Annotated in this window: 12 protein-coding genes, 1 tRNA gene and 2 rRNA genes; 4 read left to right on the plus strand and 11 right to left on the minus strand. The window is 58.2% G+C overall.

Annotated features, from left to right (window positions below; translation table 11 throughout):
* Positions 1–175: 175 nt before the first annotated feature.
* From FIV05_RS09520 to FIV05_RS09530, 3 genes are all read left to right on the plus strand, one after another.
* A 23S ribosomal RNA gene (locus tag FIV05_RS09520) occupies positions 176–2,898 on the plus strand.
* Positions 2,899–3,098: 200 nt separating this feature from the next.
* Positions 3,099–3,213: ribosomal RNA gene (gene rrf, locus FIV05_RS09525) — 5S ribosomal RNA — on the plus strand.
* Positions 3,214–3,460: 247 nt separating this feature from the next.
* Positions 3,461–3,537, plus strand: a tRNA-Met gene (locus tag FIV05_RS09530).
* Between the two features lie 314 nt (positions 3,538–3,851).
* On the opposite strand, the gene FIV05_RS09535 is transcribed toward FIV05_RS09530, so the two are convergent.
* The 6 genes from FIV05_RS09535 to FIV05_RS09560 form a co-directional block, all read right to left on the minus strand.
* Entirely contained in the window at positions 3,852–5,198 is a 1,347-nt protein-coding gene (locus FIV05_RS09535) for a TRAP transporter large permease subunit (protein WP_209009922.1), read from the minus strand.
* A complete protein-coding gene (locus FIV05_RS09540) occupies positions 5,164–5,739 on the minus strand; it encodes a TRAP transporter small permease (protein ID WP_152509392.1) in 576 nt (191 codons plus the stop codon). The genes FIV05_RS09535 and FIV05_RS09540 overlap by 35 nt, the downstream gene beginning before the upstream one ends.
* 182 nt (positions 5,740–5,921) lie before the next feature.
* Positions 5,922–7,061: a TRAP transporter substrate-binding protein gene (locus FIV05_RS09545; protein ID WP_209009923.1), complete on the minus strand. Its 1,140-nt coding sequence runs from the start codon at positions 7,059–7,061 to the stop codon at positions 5,922–5,924.
* A 354-nt stretch (positions 7,062–7,415) separates the two neighbouring features.
* The gene (locus tag FIV05_RS09550; protein WP_152509394.1) at positions 7,416–10,604 is read right to left on the minus strand and encodes a multidrug efflux RND transporter permease subunit; all 3,189 of its coding nucleotides are present in this window, start codon (positions 10,602–10,604) and stop codon (positions 7,416–7,418) included.
* Between the two features lie 123 nt (positions 10,605–10,727).
* Complete coding sequence (locus FIV05_RS09555; RefSeq protein ID WP_152509395.1) at positions 10,728–11,918, minus strand: efflux RND transporter periplasmic adaptor subunit; 1,191 nt, start codon at positions 11,916–11,918, stop codon at positions 10,728–10,730.
* A gap of 59 nt (positions 11,919–11,977) precedes the next feature.
* Positions 11,978–12,775 carry an alpha/beta hydrolase gene (locus FIV05_RS09560; protein WP_023000088.1) on the minus strand — a complete coding sequence of 266 codons (798 nt, stop codon included), beginning with the start codon at positions 12,773–12,775 and terminating at the stop codon, positions 11,978–11,980.
* Between the two features lie 167 nt (positions 12,776–12,942).
* Here FIV05_RS09560 and FIV05_RS09565 point away from each other — a divergent pair, with 167 nt between their 5' ends.
* The gene (locus tag FIV05_RS09565) at positions 12,943–13,857 is read left to right on the plus strand and encodes a LysR family transcriptional regulator (protein WP_152509396.1); all 915 of its coding nucleotides are present in this window, start codon (positions 12,943–12,945) and stop codon (positions 13,855–13,857) included.
* A gap of 61 nt (positions 13,858–13,918) precedes the next feature.
* Here the strand turns inward: FIV05_RS09565 and FIV05_RS09570 are convergent, their stop codons facing one another.
* From FIV05_RS09570 to FIV05_RS09590, 5 genes are read right to left on the minus strand one after another with little or no spacing between them, the layout of a single operon-like run.
* Positions 13,919–15,217 (minus strand): FAD-binding oxidoreductase, encoded by a 1,299-nt coding sequence (locus tag FIV05_RS09570; RefSeq protein ID WP_152509397.1) that lies wholly within the window; start codon positions 15,215–15,217, stop codon positions 13,919–13,921.
* Positions 15,218–15,225: 8 nt separating this feature from the next.
* Positions 15,226–16,848, minus strand: a complete 1,623-nt coding sequence (locus tag FIV05_RS09575; protein ID WP_152509398.1) for a choline dehydrogenase — start codon at positions 16,846–16,848, stop codon at positions 15,226–15,228.
* A gap of 8 nt (positions 16,849–16,856) precedes the next feature.
* Positions 16,857–17,717, minus strand: a complete 861-nt coding sequence (locus FIV05_RS09580) for an ABC transporter permease (protein WP_055661526.1) — start codon at positions 17,715–17,717, stop codon at positions 16,857–16,859.
* A 12-nt stretch (positions 17,718–17,729) separates the two neighbouring features.
* Positions 17,730–18,602 carry an ABC transporter permease gene (locus tag FIV05_RS09585; protein ID WP_152509399.1) on the minus strand — a complete coding sequence of 291 codons (873 nt, stop codon included), beginning with the start codon at positions 18,600–18,602 and terminating at the stop codon, positions 17,730–17,732.
* Positions 18,599–19,723 (minus strand): ABC transporter ATP-binding protein, encoded by a 1,125-nt coding sequence (locus FIV05_RS09590; RefSeq protein ID WP_152509400.1) that lies wholly within the window; start codon positions 19,721–19,723, stop codon positions 18,599–18,601. Before FIV05_RS09590 ends, FIV05_RS09585 begins: the two co-directional genes overlap by 4 nt.
* Between the last annotated feature and the right edge of the window lie 51 nt (positions 19,724–19,774).

Here is a 19,774-nt window from a genome sequence, read left to right on the forward strand (position 1 = left end):
ACGATCAAGTAGAGGGCCAGCGTGACCGCATGGCTGTCAGAAAGATCTCGTGAAACTGGTCTTATATTATTGATGATCAGTTTGTTTTGAAGCCAGGTTGGTCTTGAGTGTTAAAGGTACTCAGGGTTGGGTCTGGTGGATTTGCAAGCATGAGATGAGCATTGATAATGAGAGTGATCAAGTGTCTTAAGGGCATTCGGTGGATGCCTTGGCGACAAGAGGCGATGAAGGACGTGATACGCTGCGATAAGCCATGGGGAGCTGCGAATAAGCTTTGATCCGTGGATTTCCGAATGGGGAAACCCACTCCGTATGGAGTACCCGCAAGGGAGCAAACCCGGGGAACTGAAACATCTAAGTACCCGGAGGAAAGGACATCAACCGAGACTCCGCTAGTAGTGGCGAGCGAACGCGGACCAGGCCAGTGGCTTGCATTTAAGAACCGGAACCGTCTGGAAAGTCGGGCATTAGTGGGTGATAGCCCCGTACGGGTAGAAATTATGCAAGTCCTCGAGTAGGGCGGGACACGTGAAATCCTGTCTGAACGTGGGGGGACCACCCTCCAAGCCTAAGTACTCCTTGTCGACCGATAGCGAACAAGTACCGTGAGGGAAAGGTGAAAAGTACCCCGACGAGGGGAGTGAAACAGTTCCTGAAACCGGATGCCTACAAACAGTTGGAGGGCGCAAGCCTGACAGCGTACCTTTTGTATAATGGGTCAGCGACTTAATTTAACGAGCAAGCTTAAGCCGGTAGGTGTAGGCGTAGCGAAAGCGAGTCTGAATAGGGCGCCCTAGTTCGTTGGATTAGACCCGAAACCGAGTGATCTAGCCATGGCCAGGTTGAAGGTGCGGTAACACGCACTGGAGGACCGAACCCACGCCTGTTGAAAAAGTCGGGGATGAGCTGTGGCTAGGGGTGAAAGGCCAATCAAACTCGGAAATAGCTGGTTCTCCGCGAAATCTATTTAGGTAGAGCGTCGGATGAATACTCTCGGGGGTAGAGCACTGGATGGGCTATGGGGGCTTACCGCCTTACTGATCCTAACCAAACTCCGAATACCGAGAAGTACTATCCGGCAGACACACAGTGGGTGCTAACGTCCATTGTGGAGAGGGAAACAACCCTGACCGCCAGTTAAGGTCCCTAAGTTATGGCTAAGTGGGAAAGGATGTAGAACTCCCAAAACAACCAGGATGTTGGCTTAGAAGCAGCCATCATTTAAAGAAAGCGTAACAGCTCACTGGTCTAAATAAGGGGTTCCGCGCCGAAAATGTACCGGGGCTCAAGCCATACACCGAAACTGCGGGTGCATCTTATGATGCGCGGTAGCGGAGCGTTCTGTAAGTCTGCGAAGGGGGACCCGTGAGGGCTCCTGGAGATATCAGAAGTGCGAATGCTGACATGAGTAACGATAAAGCGGGTGAGAGACCCGCTCGCCGAAAGTCCAAGGGTTCCTGCGCAACGCTAATCGGCGCAGGGTTAGCCGGCCCCTAAGGCGAGGCCGAAAGGCGTAGTCGATGGGAATGCAGTTAATATTCTGCAGCTTGGTGGTAGTGACGGATGCCGTGTGTTGTATCTCCTTATTGGATTGGGGGTGCAGCGAAGGTGTTCCAGGAAATAGCTCCACCGTATAAACCGTACCCGAAACCGACACAGGTGGACTGGTAGAGAATACCAAGGCGCTTGAGAGAACTATGCTGAAGGAACTCGGCAAAATGCTCCCGTAAGTTCGCGAGAAGGGAGACCTCACGACGGGCAACCGTTGTGGGGTGGCACAGACCAGGGGGTGGCGACTGTTTATCAAAAACACAGGGCTCTGCGAAGCCGTAAGGCGACGTATAGGGTCTGACGCCTGCCCGGTGCTGGAAGGTTAAGAGGAGGTGTGCAAGCACCGAATTGAAGCCCCAGTAAACGGCGGCCGTAACTATAACGGTCCTAAGGTAGCGAAATTCCTTGTCGGGTAAGTTCCGACCTGCACGAATGGCGTAACGACTTCCCCGCTGTCTCCAGCATAGACTCAGTGAAATTGAATTCCCCGTGAAGATGCGGGGTTCCTGCGGTCAGACGGAAAGACCCCGTGCACCTTTACTACAGCTTCACACTGGTATTCGTCACGACATGTGTAGGATAGGTGGTAGACGTTGAAGCAGGAGCGCCAGCTCTTGTGGAGTCACCCTTGAAATACCACCCTTGTCGTCATGGATATCTAACCGCGGTACAACAATATCCGGGACCGTGTGTGGCGGGTAGTTTGACTGGGGCGGTCGCCTCCCAAATGGTAACGGAGGCGCGCGAAGGTGGGCTCAGAGCGGTCGGAAATCGCTCGTTGAGTGCAATGGCATAAGCCTGCCTGACTGCGAGACTGACAAGTCGAGCAGAGTCGAAAGACGGCCATAGTGATCCGGTGGTCCCTCGTGGAAGGGCCATCGCTCAACGGATAAAAGGTACGCCGGGGATAACAGGCTGATGATGCCCAAGAGTCCATATCGACGGCATTGTTTGGCACCTCGATGTCGACTCATCACATCCTGGGGCTGGAGCAGGTCCCAAGGGTTTGGCTGTTCGCCAATTAAAGTGGTACGTGAGTTGGGTTCAGAACGTCGCGAGACAGTTCGGTCCCTATCTGCCGTGGGTGTAGGAGAATTGAGAGGATCTGTCCCTAGTACGAGAGGACCGGGATGGACGTACCTCTGGTGGACCTGTTGTGGCGCCAGCCGCATTGCAGGGTAGCTATGTACGGAAGGGATAACCGCTGAAAGCATCTAAGCGGGAAACCCACCTCAAAACCAGTTCTCCCTGAAGAGCCGTGGAAGACCACCACGTCGATAGGAAGCGTGTGGAAGTGCGGCAACGCATGAAGCTTAGCTTTACTAATAGCTCGTTCGGCTTGATCCTCTCATTAGTCAATGTTCATCTTTTGGATGCGCCCCTGGCGCATCGAAAAGATCATTTTAAGTGCGCTACCGCCCTTCGGGCTGCTTGAGCGCGTTTGAAATGATCCATAGGGCCAATGTCCTGGAACCTTCGTCCCAGGCGAGGCCGACCAAAACATCAAAAAATATATAGACCAGTTCACGCAAATTGCGCTTCGCCGGCCTGGTGGCCCTAGCGGGGAGCCCCCACCCGATCCCATCCCGAACTCGGCCGTGAAACTCCCCAGCGCCAATGGTACTGCATCTTAAGGTGTGGGAGAGTAGGTCGCCGCCAGGCCTGCAAATCGCAATTTGAAACCTCTTCAATTTGTCTGTCGCTCACGCGCGTAACGCCCTTCGGGCTGCGCTCCGCGGGGCGGCCCGACCGGCCGGCGGCCACTTGGCCTTGCCTCCGCTGCGCTCCGGATCTCTTGTCCCATATCAGCGCAGTCTTCCGGTCAAACCGAAACATAAGGGTATGCCCAAAAGGGACCAGACCCAGTTTGACCAAACGCGCAGCGCGCAAAGGACAAACAAAAAAACAACGCGGGATGGAGCAGCCCGGTAGCTCGTCAGGCTCATAACCTGAAGGTCGCAGGTTCAAATCCTGCTCCCGCAACCAACAAATAACCCGGCCGCGCGCCGGGTTTTTTGTTGCATCACTGCGGGGGCAGGGCAAAAGCCCGACGCAGCGGGGCAGGTATCTCCCAGCAACAAGAGCCCATTAACGACCGTGAATTTCTATCGTCCCAAGGTGGATGACAGAAAAAGGCGTCAGGAACTGTCCCAACTTGCTTAAACTTGCAAACATTCAAAGGCAGTTACTAATTTGCGTCGAGACCCAATTTCGGCCCAAGCAAAAGGTTTTTCATGTGTAATGGCGTGCCGTATCCATGTGAAGGAATACGGCACGCCAGTATTCTTTACTTTGCAGCATCAAAGCATCCAGGTTGCGATGCCAGGGAAGAACAGCAAGATTGTGAGAACAAAGAGCTGCAGCACGATGAACGGAAGCAGAGCTCCGTAAATGTTGCCGAGTGTAATGTCGGGTGGTGCCACGCTTTTCAAGTAGAAGGCCGCCGGTCCAAACGGTGGGGTCAGGTAGGAGACCTGCATGTTGACTGCAAACAGGATCCCGAACCAGATCGGATCATATCCCAGCTGAACGACGATTGGCACGAAGATCGGCAACGTCAGAAGGGCAATTCCGATCCAGTCCAGGAACATGCCCAGCACAAGCAGGATAGCCATCATGATCAGAATGACGGCCACCGGCGACGCGTCGAGACCAAGCATGACCGCGGAGACGAAGCGGTTGCCCCCCATGAGGTTGTAGACACCGACGAGCACGGCTGCGGCGATCCCGATCCAGATGATCATGCCGCAGGTTTCCAGCGTGTGGACCAGACTGTCCTGAAGCATACGGGCGTTAAGTTCCCTGCGAAGCAGTGCGATGATGAGAACGGATGAAACCCCGAGTGCAGCTGCTTCGGTGATAGAGGCGATGCCTCCATATATGGAACCCAGAACCGCTACCACGATGAACACAGGGGCGATCAGGGATCGGATCGCACTGCCAATTGTTTCTTCAGCACGTTCTTCCGCGGAAATTGGTGGCCCAAGATCCGGGTTTCGAAAACAGCGAACAAGAACATAAGCGATATAGCAGCCGAGCAGCATCAGGGCAGGTGTGACTGCCGCAACGAACAGGTCGGCAATGGAGACACTTGCCACCAGTCCATAAATGATCAGGACAATGGAGGGCGGCATCATTGTTCCGAGAGACCCGCCGGCGCATACGACCCCGATTGATAAGTCGCGGTCATATCCAAGCCGCAACATCTGGGGCAAGGCCAGAATTCCCAGTAGAACGATCTCACCACCGATGACGCCGGACATGGCGGCCATCAGGGTGGCGACGATCAGCGTTTGAACAGCGACCCCACCTGGCAAACGTCCGGCAAGTACCCTCATTCCGTTGAAGAGGTCCTTCGCGATGCCCGATCTGTCGAGGAGCGCTGCCATCAGGATGAACATCGGGATGGCGACGAGGGAATATTCCGTAATGAAGCCAAAGATGCGGGCCGTAACCAGTGGCAGCGCATTTCCTCCGAACCAGCCGAACGTGAAGACCAAGGCTACGAGCCCCGTCACCCAGGCGAGAGGCTGACCCGTAAGCAGCAACACGAAGATGCTGCCCACGAGCAGAATTGTACCGTATTCAATACCCAGATCGTTGAGGCCCATGTCATTTGCCTCCGCGTTCGCTGTAGGCAGCGTCATCGCCGCGGATCGCCTTGATCAGGTGCATCAGGGTCTGAACGAACATCAGGCAAACGCAGATCAGGATAATGATTTTCAGGAGTGCCGGTGTCGGTGGGTTCCACGCCGTACCCGTGCCCTCAAGATGGATATCGCCGTTGGGTCTGTGGGTAGCCTTCCAGGCCATTGTCGCGCCTGCATATCCCAGTCCTGCAAAGAAGATCATCGCGATCAAAGAATTGACGATATCCAGCCATCGACGCACACGAGGCGAAACCGAGTCATAAATCATGCGCACGCGGATATGCTTGTCGCGAGCGAGTGCTACGGGGCCTCCGATCAGGAAGATGGCTGCTATGAGGAAGGTCGTGCTCTCGTGAGCCCAATACGTAGGGCTATCAAAAACGTAGCGGGCGATAACCTCATATACGCTGATGGCAAACGCCAGAAAGATAGCCCAGGCAAAGAGCTTCGCGGACCCGGCAATGAACCGGTCCAGGCCGGTTCGCAGGTTCGCCTGGCCATTTTCCTCGAGGTCACTCACATCCGGATTGTCCGGCATGGATTCTTCTCCCGTCGCGCAGTTGGCAAGCTGTTGTGGAAATAGGGGAAGGCCAATCAGTCTTGGCTGACGGCCACGCACCGGCATCTCGTTTCACCCGTTATGGACAGATAGAAACAAGGTCAGGCCGCACCCGGACCTTTCGGTCCGGGTGCGGCTGCGTCAACGGAACGTTGGTCAGATCAGAGCTGGTTCCGGCCCTTCAGATAAGCGACCACCGCATCGTAGTAGCGTTGGGTGAGGTCGTTCTTGCCGGCCCAGTTTTCCCATTCCTGCTGCGCGATCCTGCGGAACTTCGCTCGCTCGTCGCCGGACCAGTTGACAATTTCGATCTCCGGGTTTGCCTTGGCTTCCTCGACTGCGGCCGCATCGAGTTTGCGTACGGAATAAACGTGATCGAATATGAACTGGTCAACGGAGGCGTTCAGGACGGCCTTCAGGTCGTCTGGAAGTTCATCCCAGATTGATTTGGTCATCGAAATGTCGATCAGCGGCAGGGAATGAAAGCCCGGATACAGCGGATAGTGGGCAACGTCGTTCATGCCTTGCGACTGGTTGGTTGCGAAAACCGTATAATCAGCCGCCTGGACAACACCCTTGTCGAGAGCCGTGAAGACCTCTGAACCGGGAAGAGCAACCGGAGAGGCGCCTGCCTTGGAGAAGATCTCGTAGACCATGCCTTCCGGCGCACGCATCTTGACGCCCTTCAGGTCTTCCACGGAGCGGATTGGAACGCTGGAGACGAAAGCTTCCGGCTCAGTTGCTGCCGCTCCGATGAAATGGACGCCATAGGGCTCGACCAGTTCGGCGTAAAGCTCGTGACCGCCACCGGATTGCATGAACCCGATCAATTCGAACGGATCGCTCCAGGCACCGACCAGGTTGCCCATCATCGCAAAAGCGGGATCCTTCCCGGCGAAATAGCTCGGATCGGTCAGATGTCCCTGAAGAATGCCGGTGCCAACGGCATCAAGCGTATCGGTATGCGGGACGACGGCACCAATCGGCAAAATCTCGATCTCGATCCGTCCGCCGGACATTTTCTCAACGTTTTCAGCCCACTTCTGCTTGTTGATGAAGCCGGGCTCACCAGCCGTTTCCGAGGTCTGGAAGGTCCAGTTGTAGTCGGCGGCCGTTGCTGCGGTCGGTGCTGAAAAGACCGACAGGGCAAACAAGCTTGTTAGAATTCCGGTCTTCAGTGACGACAGACGCGCAAAACTTCCTTCCACAGTCACAGTTTGTTTGATGCGTGCTGCAAGGTGTTGAAATTGCACACCGCCGCGCATCGCTTTCGTGTCTTCGTGATAATTATTCGATTGCATGTTTTCCTCCCACATACATCGCCACAAGTTGGCTAGCCAACGCCAGGCACGTCACGTTACGCGGCCAGAAACCAAATATGACAGGTCAATTCACGCAATCCATTTGCGGGAACCCGCAATTTGGGTGTTGTAGCCGGCATTGCAGCCCAGGGATGTGGGAGGCAGTGCAGCGACCTTGCGTGACGGGGTATCGAGGGAGGCGTTCAGATCTTACCTTGATCGGATGGAGCGTGCGTGCGACCGACACCGACGCCAGCTGATCGCTTTATCCGCGCAGGAGAAGGCCTTGCCCAAGTGCAAAACGCCCTGGAAACGAATGCTTCCAGGGCGTTTTTCTTGTCATTTGTTCCAGGTTCAAGCGGCCGTGTTCTGCGCTTGCGGCTGCTCTGCTGGTTCCTCGTGTTGCGCAAGCGGGCGATTGCCCGAGAGCTTTCGGACCAGCACGTAGAACACCGGCGTCATGAAGATCCCGAAGAAGGTCACGCCGATCATGCCGGAGAAGACCGCGATGCCCATCGCGGCTCGCATTTCCGCACCGGCACCGGTGGAAAGCACAAGCGGAACCACACCCATGATGAAGGCCATCGAGGTCATCAGGATCGGGCGCAGACGTAACCGGCTGGCTTCGACTGCCGCTTCAACCGGCGTGCGGCCTTCAAATTCCAGTTCCCTCGCGAATTCCACGATGAGGATCGCGTTTTTCGCCGAAAGCCCGACCAGCACCACCAACCCGATCTGGGTGAAGATGTTGTTGTCGCCATGGGTCAGCCAGACGCCCGTCAGGGCGGCAAGGACACCCATCGGTACGATCATCACGATCGCCACCGGAAGCATCAGGCTTTCATACTGGGCGGCAAGCACCAGGTAGACCAGAAGCAGGGCCAGAGGAAAGACCAGGAACCCGGAGCTGCCGGCAAGGATCTGCTGGTAGGTCAGGTCTGTCCACTCGAAGGCGATGCCTTTGGGCAGGGTTTCCTCCGCGATCCGCTCGACCGCTGCCTGGGCCTGGCCGGAGGAAAACCCGGGAGCCGGGCCGCCATTGATGTCAGCCGCAAGGAAACCGTTGTAGCGGGTTGCCCGTTCCGGCCCGGTGGTGGCCTCGACCTTCAACAGGGCGGAAAGCGGGATCATCTGGCCGGTGGCAGAGCGGACCTTCAACTTGCCGATATCGTCGGCATGCGCCCGGTACTGGGCGTCCGCCTGCACCCGGACACTGTAGGTACGGCCGAAAGCATTGAAGTCGTTGACATACAGTGAACCCAGATAGATCTGCAGCGTCTCGAATATATCCGTTACAGATACGCCGAGCTGTTCCGCCTTGGTGCGATCAAGATCCGCATAAAGCTGGGGTACATTGATCTGGAAACTGGAGAACAGTCCAGCCAGTTCCGGCGTCTGATAGGCCTTGGCCAGGAAGGCCTTGTTGGCCGCGTCGAGTGCCTGATAGCCGAGACCGGCCCGGTCCTCGATCTGCAGTTTGAACCCGCCGGTGGTGCCAAGGCCCTGAACAGGCGGCGGCGAGAACATGGCGATAAACGCGTCCTGGATCGTGCCGAACTTCTGGTTCAGCTGCATCGCTATGGCGTCGCCGGACAATTCCGGAGACTTGCGTTCCTCGAAATCCGTCAGGGTGGCGAAGACGATGCCCGCGTTGGAAGAGTTGGTGAAGCCGTTGATCGACAGGCCCGGGAAGGCGATGGCGTGTTCGACACCTTCCTGCTCCATGGCGATCTCGCTCATCCGGCGGATGACGTCTTCGGTCCGGTCCAGCGTGGCAGCGTCGGGGAGCTGGGCAAAGCCGATCAGATACTGTTTGTCCTGTGCCGGCACGAAGCCACCGGGGACTGTTGTGAAGAGGCTGTAGGTTGCCCCTGCAAGTGCCATGTAGACCACCATGACGATGGTCTTGCGGGACAACAGGCCGCCGACGCTCTTGCCATAGGCGTTGGAACCGGCGCCGAAGGCCCGGTTGTAGCCCTTGAAGAACCAGCCGAACAGGAAGTCCATCGAGCGTGTCAGCCAGTCCTTGGGCGCATGGTGATCCTTCAGGAGAAGGGCGGCCAGGGCCGGGGACAGAGTGAGCGAGTTGATGGCGGAGATGACAGTCGAGATTGCGATCGTCAGTGCGAACTGGCGATAGAACTGACCCGAAAGGCCGGTGATGAAGGCCAGCGGGACAAACACCGCCACAAGCACCAGTGCGATGGCGATGATGGGTCCGGAGACTTCCTTCATGGCCTTGTAGGTTGCCTGGCGCGGGTTCAGCCCGTTTTCGATGTTTCGTTCGACGTTTTCAACGACCACGATCGCGTCATCGACCACGATGCCGATGGCGAGAACCAGCCCGAAGAGGCTGAGAGCGTTGATGGAAAAGCCGAAGACATACATGACGCCGAAGGTACCGATGATCGACACGGGAACGGCGATCAGCGGAATGATCGATGCGCGCCATGTCTGCAGGAACAGAATCACGACGAGGACCACAAGCACCACGGCTTCCAGCAGCGTGTCGACCACCTTCTCGATGGAGGATCGCACAAACTTTGTGGTGTCGTAGACGATCTCGTATTTGACGCCGTCAGGCATGGCGACCTGAAGGTCGTTCATGGTCTCGACCACTGCGTCGGAGATCGCAATAGCGTTGGAGCCAGGTGCCTGGAACACAGGAATGGCGACGGCCGGTTTGCCGTCGAGCAGGGAGCGCAGGGAATAATCGGCTGCACCAAGCTCGATCCGGGCAACGTCGCGCAACCGGGTGACCTCACCGTTTTCACCGGTGCGGACAATGATGTTGCCGAACTCTTCCGGCGTCTGAAGACGACCTTGCGCATTGACGCTGAGCTGAACGTCGACACCCTTCAGGTTTGGCGAAGCGCCGATTATGCCGGCCGCGGCCTGCACGTTCTGTTGGCGGATGGCGTTGGTGATGTCGCTGGCTGCCAGGTTATGGCCGGCCGCCTTTTGCGGGTCGACCCACACACGCATGGAGTAATCGCCGGAGCCGAACACCTGCACCTGACCGACACCCTGCAGGCGGGCCAGCCGGTCCTTGATGTTGAGGACGGCATAGTTGCGCAGGTAGGTGATGTCGTAGCGATTGTCCGGCGAAGTCAGGTTCACGACCATCATCAGATCGGGAGAACTTTTCACCGTGGTTATGCCAAGGCTTCGCACTTCCGCCGGAAGACGGGGTTCGGCTTGCGAAACGCGGTTCTGGACAAGCTGCTGGGCCTGATCGGGATCAGTGCCGAGCTCGAACGTGACCGTGAGTGTCATGACGCCGTCAGAGGTCGCCTGGCTGGACATGTAGAGCATGCCCTCGACACCGTTGATCTGTTCTTCCAGCGGCGTTGCCACCGTCTCGGCAATGACCTTCGGGTTCGCCCCCGGATAGGCGGCGCGCACGACGATCGATGGCGGCACCACCTCGGGGTATTCGGAGATCGGCAGCGCCCGCAGGCCGATCAGGCCGGCGATGAGGATGAGGACAGACAGCACACCGGCAAAGACCGGGCGGTCGACGAAGAATCTCGAGATATTCATATCCAGGCCCTTTCCGGTCGGAAATCGGGACAACACGTCCCCGGCCGGTGGCGGCGCCACCGGCAATCATGACTTGAATTGTTGAAGAGGGGAGGTGGAGCGCCTTGCGCTCCACCTGTTCACTCAGTTTGCAGCGGCAACGTCGTTTTCGAGCTGAGGATCGACAAGTGCACCAGAGCGGATTCGTTGCAGGCCGTTGACGACGATCCGTTCACCCGGTTCGAGGCCGCTGTCGACGATACGTGCACCTTCCGCGGTCCTGCCAAGGTTGATCGGCCTGTAGGCCACCTTGTTGTCGTCACCGACGACATAGACATATTTCTTGTCCTGGTCGGTGCCGATGGCGCGTTCGCTGATCAGGACCTTCTGTTCCGGCCTTGGCTCACCCATGCGGATGCGCACGAACTGGCCCGGGATCAGCCTGCCGCCCGGATTGTCGAAGACCGCCCTGACCCCAATGGTGCCGCTGACGGCGTCAACCTGGTTATCGACCAGTTGCAGCTTGCCCTTCACCGGGTGCCCGGCAGTTGACGAGGTTTCGATTTCGACGGGGATCATGTCCAGTGGCGGCACCGCAGCATCTGTCTGCGGCAACTCGGCCAGAACCCGCGAGACCAGGTCTTCACTTGCGTTGAAGCTTGCATAGATCGGATCGACAGAGACAAGGGTTGTCAATGCCGGCGATGCGGAGCCCGCGGCAACGAGATTGCCGACGGTGATCTCGATCTTGCCGACACGACCCGACACGGGTGCCAGCACCTTGGTGTAACCAAGTTCCAGCTTGGCCGACCTGAGAGCTGCCTTGACGGTTCTGAGGTTGGCCTGTGCTTCGGCGTAGGTGTTGCGGCGCTGGTCGAGGACGCTTTGGGAGATGGTCCGGTTTTCGATCAGCTTGTTGCCACGATCCAGTTCCAGCTTGGCGAGGTTGAGCTGTGTTTGCGCAAGTTCAACCTGACCTTCCCTTTGAGCGACGGCGGCCTCGTAGGGAGCCGGGTCAATGGTGAAGAGCAGGTCACCTGCTTCCACCAATGCGCCTTCACGGAAATCGACGGATTGAATGGAGCCGGCCACACGGGAGCGGATCTGCACCCGGTCAACGGCTTCGAGCCTGCCGGAGAAATCTTCCCACACGGTTATTTCGCGGGACTTGACCTCGGCAACGGTCACCGGCACCGCCGGGATGGCGACAGTACCGCCTGCGGCCGTTGCAGGGCTGCTTGCCGGAAGGTTCATGATGAGGACAGCGGCTGAAACAGAGACAGCAACTGCCAGACTGGCGCCCGTCAGGGCCCAGCGCTTGCTTCTTGATGTCATTGGTCTCTCCTTGGAAACCCTGCTGAAAACACAACCTTCAGAAGGGTTTGGATATCAAATCAGTGGACGCTGACGGACTGCACGAAACCGGAAAATTGCGTGCTTACGGTTTCTTGCCAGGATGGGGTCTCGTCCGTCTTTCCGCCGTAGAGTGATGGCCAGCCTGTCCCGGCGGGGAGAACATGCTGGTGAACTTCAACGCCTGCATTTTTCAGGCAGGTCGCAAAGCCGAGTGTTTCGTCCTTGAGCGGATCATCCTGAGAAGACAGAACGAGCGCCGGGGCAACGCCGGTCAGGCGTGAGCACATGCATGGGGCCGCATAGGGGTGGCACATGCCGGTGCTGAGATAGTGGCTCCAGCCGTCGGCCCAGATGTCCTTCATGCCGAACTCGCCAGCTTTCTGGAACGATGCAGAGCCCATGAAAGGATCAAGCAGAGGTGACAGCAGGATCTGTCCGTCAAGTTCATCGGCGAAATGATCCCGTGCCTTCAGCGCGACCGCTGCGGCGATGTTGCCGCCAGCCTCGACGCCGCCGACAAGAAGCAGGGATTTCCGGTTCCCAAGGCCGGCGCGCTTTTTCGCCAGATAGGAGAAGATCGAAAAACCCGTTTCCAGCGGCTTCGGAAAGACGCTGCCAAGCGGTACATTGTAATCCGGCATCACCACGATGGCGCCGGTTTCGGCAATGAGATGCGCAAACTCGCTTTCCTGCGGGACGGTGCCTTGAAAAGCGCCGCCATGAAAATAGATCAGGACTGGTGGCGACTTGCTGTATTCGGCACCCTGGTAGACACGTGCCGCCACGGGGCCGATGGCCACCTTGTCGAGTGTCATGTCCTTGATCTGCACCGTCATTTTCAGCGCCGTTTCGTGTCCATTGGTTGAGGGAGAACTGGGTACACCAGCTCTCTTGCATGTCCGATAGGTATTGTTGTTCCAACTCTGGAATAAGGGGTGTATTATTGGTTTCACTATTCGAATTTTCGAATAATAAGCCTATTTTTTGATCAGGACGCCCAGAAATGGATCAACTCTCCGCCATGCGCGCCTTTGTGAGGGTGGTTGAAACAGGAAATTTCACCCGAGCCTCCGATTCCCTTCAGATGCCGAAGGCAACGGTTACCAACCTGATCCAGAATCTCGAGAAACATCTGCAGACCAAATTGCTCAACCGGACAACGCGGCGCGTGATCGTGACGACGGACGGCGCGCTTTATTATGAGCGGGCCGTTCAGATCGTTTCGGAGGTCGACGAACTTGATGCCAGCCTGTCCCAGGCCCAGAGCAATCCGGGTGGGCGACTGCGCGTGGAAATGTCAGGGGCCTTTGCCGACTGGTTCGTGATACCGGAGCTTGGAGGTTTTTACGAAAAATATCCGGACATCCGGATCGACCTCGGGATCGGTGACAGGACAGTCGACTACCTGGCAGAGAATGTCGATTGTGCCTTGCGCGGTGGTGCGCCGGCTGATCAGTCGCTGATTGCACGGCGGGTGGCGGAGGTCGGCCTGACCACTTGCGCGGCAGCGTCCTATCTGGAGCGGGCAGGTACACCGGAAAGCCCGGCAGACGTGAAGGCGAACCACTATTGCGTCAACTATTTCGTTGCCGCCACCGGACGTACGCACCCGTTCACCTTCCGCAAGGACGGTGAGGAAATTCTGGTCGACGGACGCTATCATTGCTCGGTCAACGATGCCCGCAGCTATGTGGCGGCGGCTGTTGCCGGGCACGGCATTGCGCAGCTGCCTGACTTCATGGTGCGGGAAGAGCTGAAGCGCGGGGATCTCGTGCCACTGCTGACGGAATGGTCCGCCGACACCATTCCGCTTTATATCGTCTACCCGCCCAACCGGCACCTTTCGAACAAGGTTCGCGTTTTTGTCGACTGGCTGGTGCGCCTGCTTGCCGATGTGCCGGCGCCCGCCCAGTCTTAGGTATGAAATGCCGGCAAGGGGTGAAGCGCAAGAAGGCCATCCACCGAGAGGCTGACCCCAATCAGATGCCGAACCTGTCCCGCAGCCGGTAGACCAGCACCGATGGTGCCAGGAACCACGGATTTCCCTGATATAGCGGCCGGGTCGGGAAGGGGATCTTCTCGAACGCGGAGAGTGATTTTTCACGGCCGGCAGCTTTCTGGCCCATACGCATGCCGAGATAACTCGCCATACCTACCCCGGACCCGCAATAGCCGCCCGCGTGAAACAGGCCGTTGTCTTCGCCAGCATGGGCGAGCGTGTCGAAGGTGTAGCCGACAAACCCCATCCAGGCGTGGCTGATCCGTACGGAGCCAAGTTCCGGAAAGAGGGCTGTCAAATCGCGGTGGAGCTTGAGTGCGCTGTTGCGCGGGTCCGTTTCGCTCAAGGAGACCCGGCCGCCAAACAGCACGCGCTTCCGGTCGGGGGACAGCCGGTAGTAATAGACCAGTTTTCTGGTGTCGGAGAGGACCCGGTCCGTCGGAAACAGCCGGTCGATCGTTTCACTCGGGATTTCTTCCGTCGCGATCACGTAGGAGCCGATCGGGATCAGCCGCCGCTGAAGCCAGGGCGACAGGGGGCCTGAGTAACCATTGGTCGCCAGAATGATCTTGCCTGCCTTGAGGGAGCCGTCGCTTGTCAGGACCTTGAAGCCTGACGTCTCGCGTTCAAGCGACACCACCCGGCACTTGCCGCGCACCATCGCGCCTTCCGCCAGCACCTTGTTCAAAAGTGAAGGATGGTACTTGCTGACATCGATGCTGCAATGACGCGGATTGACGATGCCGCCATGATAGGCGTCGGTCCCAAGCTCTCGTGCCATGTCGCTTTTCGGCACCATGAAGGCATCGGTCTTCCATACGGGGTGTCCGGCGGCACAGTCTCTGGCAAGGCTTTCGTAAAGATGGGGCTTGTGGGCGCCGTGGAAGCGGCCGGTTTCCCGTAGGCCCATCTCCAGTCCATCTTCCCTTGAAAGTGCGTGCATGTAGTCGAGAGATGCCTGGCCTTCCAGGCAAAGCTGGGTGGCGAGCTCCCTGCCATAGCGACCCGCCAGGTTGGAGAAGGACGGCTTGAGGCTGGTCGAAAGCTGGCCGCCATTGCGCATGCTGCAGCCCCAACCCGGATCTTCCGCGTCGAGAACCAGCGTGTCGAGGCCTTCACGGGCGGTCTGCAGTGCGGCGTTCAGGCCGGTGTAGCCACCGCCAACCACCAGCACATCGACCTCTGCCGGCAAACCGGTAGCCGGCAGTGCGATTTTGGGGGCGATATCCTGCCAGTATGGTGTCGTCTTGTAGTTGTCCGCAAAAAGAGCCTGAGTCATTACGTGCCTTACGCCGCTCGCGTGTCTTCCAGGATAAGGTCCGCGCCTTTTTCGCCGACCATGATCGCAGGTGCATTGGTGTTGCCGGACGTGACCGTCGGGAAAATCGAGGCATCGACAACCCGAAGCCCTTCGACCCCGTAAACCCGTAGGCGTGTGTCGACGACGTTTTCGCCCGCTTCCGGTCCCATGCGGCAGGTGCTGACAGGGTGGAAGACGGTGGAGCATCGGCTGCGGACATCCGCCAGCATGTCCTCGTCGGTCTGGACACTCGGGCCGGGCGTGATCTCTTCGGCGATAACCGATTGCATGGCAGGACTTTCGGCGATCTTGCGCATCAGCTTGCTGCCTTCGATCATCTCCGTGAGATCGCGGTTGGTGCTGAGCGAGTTCGGGTGGATCTCAGGCATGTCGAACGGATCGGTGGAGCGCAGGCAGATATGGCCGCGGCTGGTTGGCCGCGTCGGCTGGAAGCCGAGGAGGAAACCGGGGAAAGGGTCCGGGTTCATCAGCGGACGTTTCCCCTTCGGCGCCTTGGTGTAGCTGACGGGCGAGAAGTAAAGCTGGATGTTCGGCCGTTCACAATCCGGATTGCTTCTGACGAAACCACCAGCCTGATTGACACTGAGCGACAGCGGACCACTGCGGGTCAGGACATAGCGGATGCCCTGGGCGAGCTTGCCCCACCAGGGATAAAGCTGCTGGTTCAGCGTCGGCACTTTGGACCGGTAGAGATAGTCGAGGCCAAGATGGTCCTGAAGGTTCTTGCCGACAGCAGGACTGTGCAAGGTGGGGGTGATGCCCTTGGCCTGCAGTTCCGCGCCATCACCAATGCCGGACAGCATGAGGATTTGCGGCGAGTTGACGGCACCTGCACTGAGGATCACTTCCCGGCGGGCCTTCACGGTCTGCTCGGTGCCGCCTCGGCTGTAGACGACACCGGTCGCCCGTCCGTTTTCAAGGATCAGCCGGGTCGTGTGTGCGTTGGTCAGGATGGAGACATTCTGGCGTTTTTTCGCGCGTGAAAGATAGGCGCGGGCCGTCGACATGCGGAACCCGTTTTTCGCGGTTATCTGGTAGAGGCCGACACCTTCCTGGCTTCTGCCATTGAAATCCGGGTTGCGGCTGAAGCCGGCTTCCTCGCTGGCTGCCAGGAAGTTTTGACACAGCGGGTGGACGTCCTTGTCCATGGAGGAGACATAAAGCGGGCCATTCCCGCCGCGATAGTCGTCGGCACCGTTGCAATTGGTTTCCGAGCGCTTGAAATAGGGCAGAACGTCCTGCCAGCCCCAGCCGGTGTTGCCGAGGGCCTTCCAGTCCTCGAAATCCGCATGCTGACCGCGGATATAGACCATGGCATTGATCGAGCTGGACCCGCCCAGCACCTTGCCGCGCGGCCAGTAGCCGGAGCGGTCGTTGAGCCCCGGATCCGCCTCGGTGTGGTACATCCAGTTGATGTTCCGGTTATAGAAAGCCTTGCCGTAGCCGATCGGCATCCAGATCCAGAAATTGAGATCCGAGCCGCCCGCCTCCAGAAGGCAGACGGTGTATTTGCCGTCTTCCGACAACCGGTCGGCAAGCACCGAGCCTGCCGAGCCCGCGCCGACGATGACAAAGTCGAACTCCGCCATGAATGCTCCTATTGAGAGGTCTTGTCGCGCTGGATGGCAATTGATAGCAGCGCAAGCAGTCCGGACCCGACCATGAGCACGAAGGAGACGGCATTTAGGACCGGCGTCGAGCCGACCTTTGCCATCCGGTCATACATGGTGATCGTCAGCGGCGCTTCCGAGCCGACAAGAAATAGCGTGGTGTTGAAGTTCTCGAACGAGACCAGGAACGCAACGATGCCGGCCGCGATCATAGCCGGACGCAGGAAGGGCAGCGTGACGGTGCGCAACACGCGGACCCGGCTTGCCCCCAGGTTGAAGGCGGCTTCTTCCATCGTGGCGTCGAATTTCTTCAGCCGGGCTGTGATCACCAGCGAGGTGATGGTGGTGATGAAGGAAAACTGCCCGAACACGACAAGCAGAAGGCCTGGCCTCAGGAACTCAAGCTCCAGATCGAACCTGTTTTCCATGTAGTTCGCGGTGTCGCTGGCCAGGACCAGGATGGAGATGCCGAGGATGACACCCGGGATCACCAGCGGTACCACCATGAGAATGTAGAAGAAGTTCTTGCCCGGAAACTCGCCGCGCACGAACAGGAACGCATTGGTCGTGCCGACGAAGACGGAGAGCGCCGCCACGAAGATTGCGATGACGAAGGAATAATAAAGCCCCTGCAGCAAACGCCGGTCATGGAACATGCCGAGTTTTGGTTCGGTGTCGCTGAAGAACCAGTCCAGCGTGAAACCTTGCCAGGGCAGTGCCGGGAACAGGCTGTCGTTGAAGGCGAAGGCTCCGGCTGAAATCAGTGGCGCTGCCAGGAAGATGAAGAAGGCAACGACATAGAGCCGGTAGCCCATCAGGAACGGAGAGGAGTTCTTTTGCGCAAGCATCGTCTGTCCTCCTCAGCTCTTTGCCACGGTGTTGGCGAGGGTCTGACCGGAGAGTTTCAGGCCGAGCCAGATCACGACGGAGGTGAACAGCAGGAGCAGCATGCCGAAGGCCGCGCCTCCCTCCCAGTTGAAGCGGGTGATGAACTGATTGTAGATCTGTTCTGTGAACCAGCTCGAATTCTTGCCGCCGAGCAGGATCGGCGTCAGGTAGGAACCTGCCGTCAGCATGAAGGTGACGATACAGCCGGCCACGATGCCCGGCATCGCGTAGGGAATGATGATCCGGCGCAATACGGTGAAGCCGTTGCCGCCCAGATTGTACCCGGCCTCGATCATTGAATTGTCCATGCCGTCCAGCGTCGAAACCAGTGGCACGATCATGAACAGGATCACGGTGTAGACAAGGCCGATGATGACCGCGATGTCGTTGTAGAGAAATTCGACAGGCTGGCCGACCAGTCCGGTCCAGAGCAGGAAATTCGAAATCACACCGGTTTCGCGCAACAGCAGGATCCAGCCGAAGGAACGGATCAGGTCGCTGACCCAGAGCGGGATCAGGCAGAGCAGGAACAGACCACCGCGCGCCCTGGGGCCGGCGATCTTGGCGATGTAGTAGGCAATGGGAAAGCCGATCAGCAGCGCCAGTGCTGTGACCAGCAGGGACATGGACCCGGTTCGCAGAAGCGTGTTCCAGTAGATCGGTTCGTTGATGAAATCCAGATAGTTGGCGAAGCTGTATTCATAGACGCGCGGCGCCACTTTCTCGCGGAAGGAGAGGAGCACCATGCCGATGTGCGGCAGAATGATCAGCAGCAGGATCCAGAGCGCGAAAGGCGAAAACAGCAGGATCAGCGACAGCCGTTTGATATCCTTGTTCTGCATCATGCGCTCTCCGCGCGGGCAAAACACATGGCTTGCCGGGACGACCAGATCAGGCGCACGTCTTCTCCGGGTTTCAGGTCGTTGTTGCCGGTTACCGTCACATCGGACTCGATAAGCTCGCCGCTGCCGGTCCGTACGAGCACACGGCTGTTGGCACCGTTGAAGAGCAGGCTGTCGATGACACCGCTCATCTGGTTGTCGCCTTCTGTCACAGCCTGGTCCGCTTCGGATGCGCGCACCGTGCGGATGAATTCCGGCCGCACGAAAATCTCCACCTTGTCGCCATCACGAATGGTCTGATCCGCGCCGGCACTGAAACTCATCGAAAGCCCCTGATCCGTTTCCACCTTGCCACCCGTGCCGTCTGCGGATTTCACCGTGCCGGACCAGCGGTTGCTGTCGCCAACAAAGCCGGCGACGAAGGCGGTCTTGGGGTGATGATAGAGATCCTGCGGCGTGCCGATCTGTTCGAAAATGCCCTGGTTCATGATGGCGACGTTATCGGACATCACCAGTGCTTCCGACTGATCGTGGGTGATGTAGATAAAGGTCGTGTTGAACTGGTGCTGCAAAAGTTTCAACTCGATCTTCATCGCTTCGCGCAGCTTCAGATCGAGCGCGCCGAGCGGTTCATCGAGCAAGAGTACATCCGGATCGAGCACCATGCAGCGAGCAATGGCGATGCGCTGTTTCTGGCCGCCGGACAACTGGTGGATTTCCCGCTCGCCAACATCGGGCAGGGCGATCCGCTCCAGTACGTCCTGGACCTTGCGCTTTATTTCCGCATTGCCCACGCCTGCGCACCTGAGGCCATAGGCAATGTTCTCGTAGACGTTCATCATCGGGAACAGCGCCAGATGCTGGAACACCATCTTGACGTTGCGCCGGTTGGGCGGCACGCCGAGTACCGACTTGCCCTTGATCTTGATGTCGCCGGAGGTCGGGTCCTCGAAACCCGCGATCATGCGCATCAGGGTTGTCTTGCCACAGCCCGACGGACCGAGAATGGAGAAGAACGAACCGCTCGGGATCTCGAAGGAGACACCTTTGACGGCGCGAAATCCTCCAAAACTCTTGGCAAGGTCGAGGCATTCAAGATCGTAGGCGGGTGAGGTCTGTTTCATCAATGCGGGCCAACTGGAAGGGATCGGGGTTTGGAGCGCCGGGTGTGCCCG

It is taken from the genome of Labrenzia sp. THAF191a, from assembly GCF_009363335.1.
GTDB lineage: Bacteria > Pseudomonadota > Alphaproteobacteria > Rhizobiales > Stappiaceae > Roseibium > Roseibium algicola.

Excerpts from the sequence above, each read along its gene's own strand:
- FIV05_RS09535 (WP_209009922.1), bottom strand. The coding sequence starts at position 5,198 with ATGACGCTGCCTACAGCGAACGCGGAGGCAAATGACATGGGCCTCAAC.
- FIV05_RS09540 (WP_152509392.1), bottom strand. The coding sequence starts at position 5,739 with ATGCCGGACAATCCGGATGTGAGTGACCTCGAGGAAAATGGCCAGGCG.
- FIV05_RS09545 (WP_209009923.1), bottom strand. The coding sequence starts at position 7,061 with ATGCAATCGAATAATTATCACGAAGACACGAAAGCGATGCGCGGCGGT.
- FIV05_RS09550 (WP_152509394.1), bottom strand. The coding sequence starts at position 10,604 with ATGAATATCTCGAGATTCTTCGTCGACCGCCCGGTCTTTGCCGGTGTG.
- FIV05_RS09555 (WP_152509395.1), bottom strand. The coding sequence starts at position 11,918 with ATGACATCAAGAAGCAAGCGCTGGGCCCTGACGGGCGCCAGTCTGGCA.
- FIV05_RS09560 (WP_023000088.1), bottom strand. The coding sequence starts at position 12,775 with ATGACGGTGCAGATCAAGGACATGACACTCGACAAGGTGGCCATCGGC.
- FIV05_RS09565 (WP_152509396.1), top strand. The coding sequence starts at position 12,943 with ATGGATCAACTCTCCGCCATGCGCGCCTTTGTGAGGGTGGTTGAAACA.
- FIV05_RS09570 (WP_152509397.1), bottom strand. The coding sequence starts at position 15,217 with ATGACTCAGGCTCTTTTTGCGGACAACTACAAGACGACACCATACTGG.
- FIV05_RS09575 (WP_152509398.1), bottom strand. The coding sequence starts at position 16,848 with ATGGCGGAGTTCGACTTTGTCATCGTCGGCGCGGGCTCGGCAGGCTCG.
- FIV05_RS09580 (WP_055661526.1), bottom strand. The coding sequence starts at position 17,717 with ATGCTTGCGCAAAAGAACTCCTCTCCGTTCCTGATGGGCTACCGGCTC.
- FIV05_RS09585 (WP_152509399.1), bottom strand. The coding sequence starts at position 18,602 with ATGATGCAGAACAAGGATATCAAACGGCTGTCGCTGATCCTGCTGTTT.
- FIV05_RS09590 (WP_152509400.1), bottom strand. The coding sequence starts at position 19,723 with ATGAAACAGACCTCACCCGCCTACGATCTTGAATGCCTCGACCTTGCC.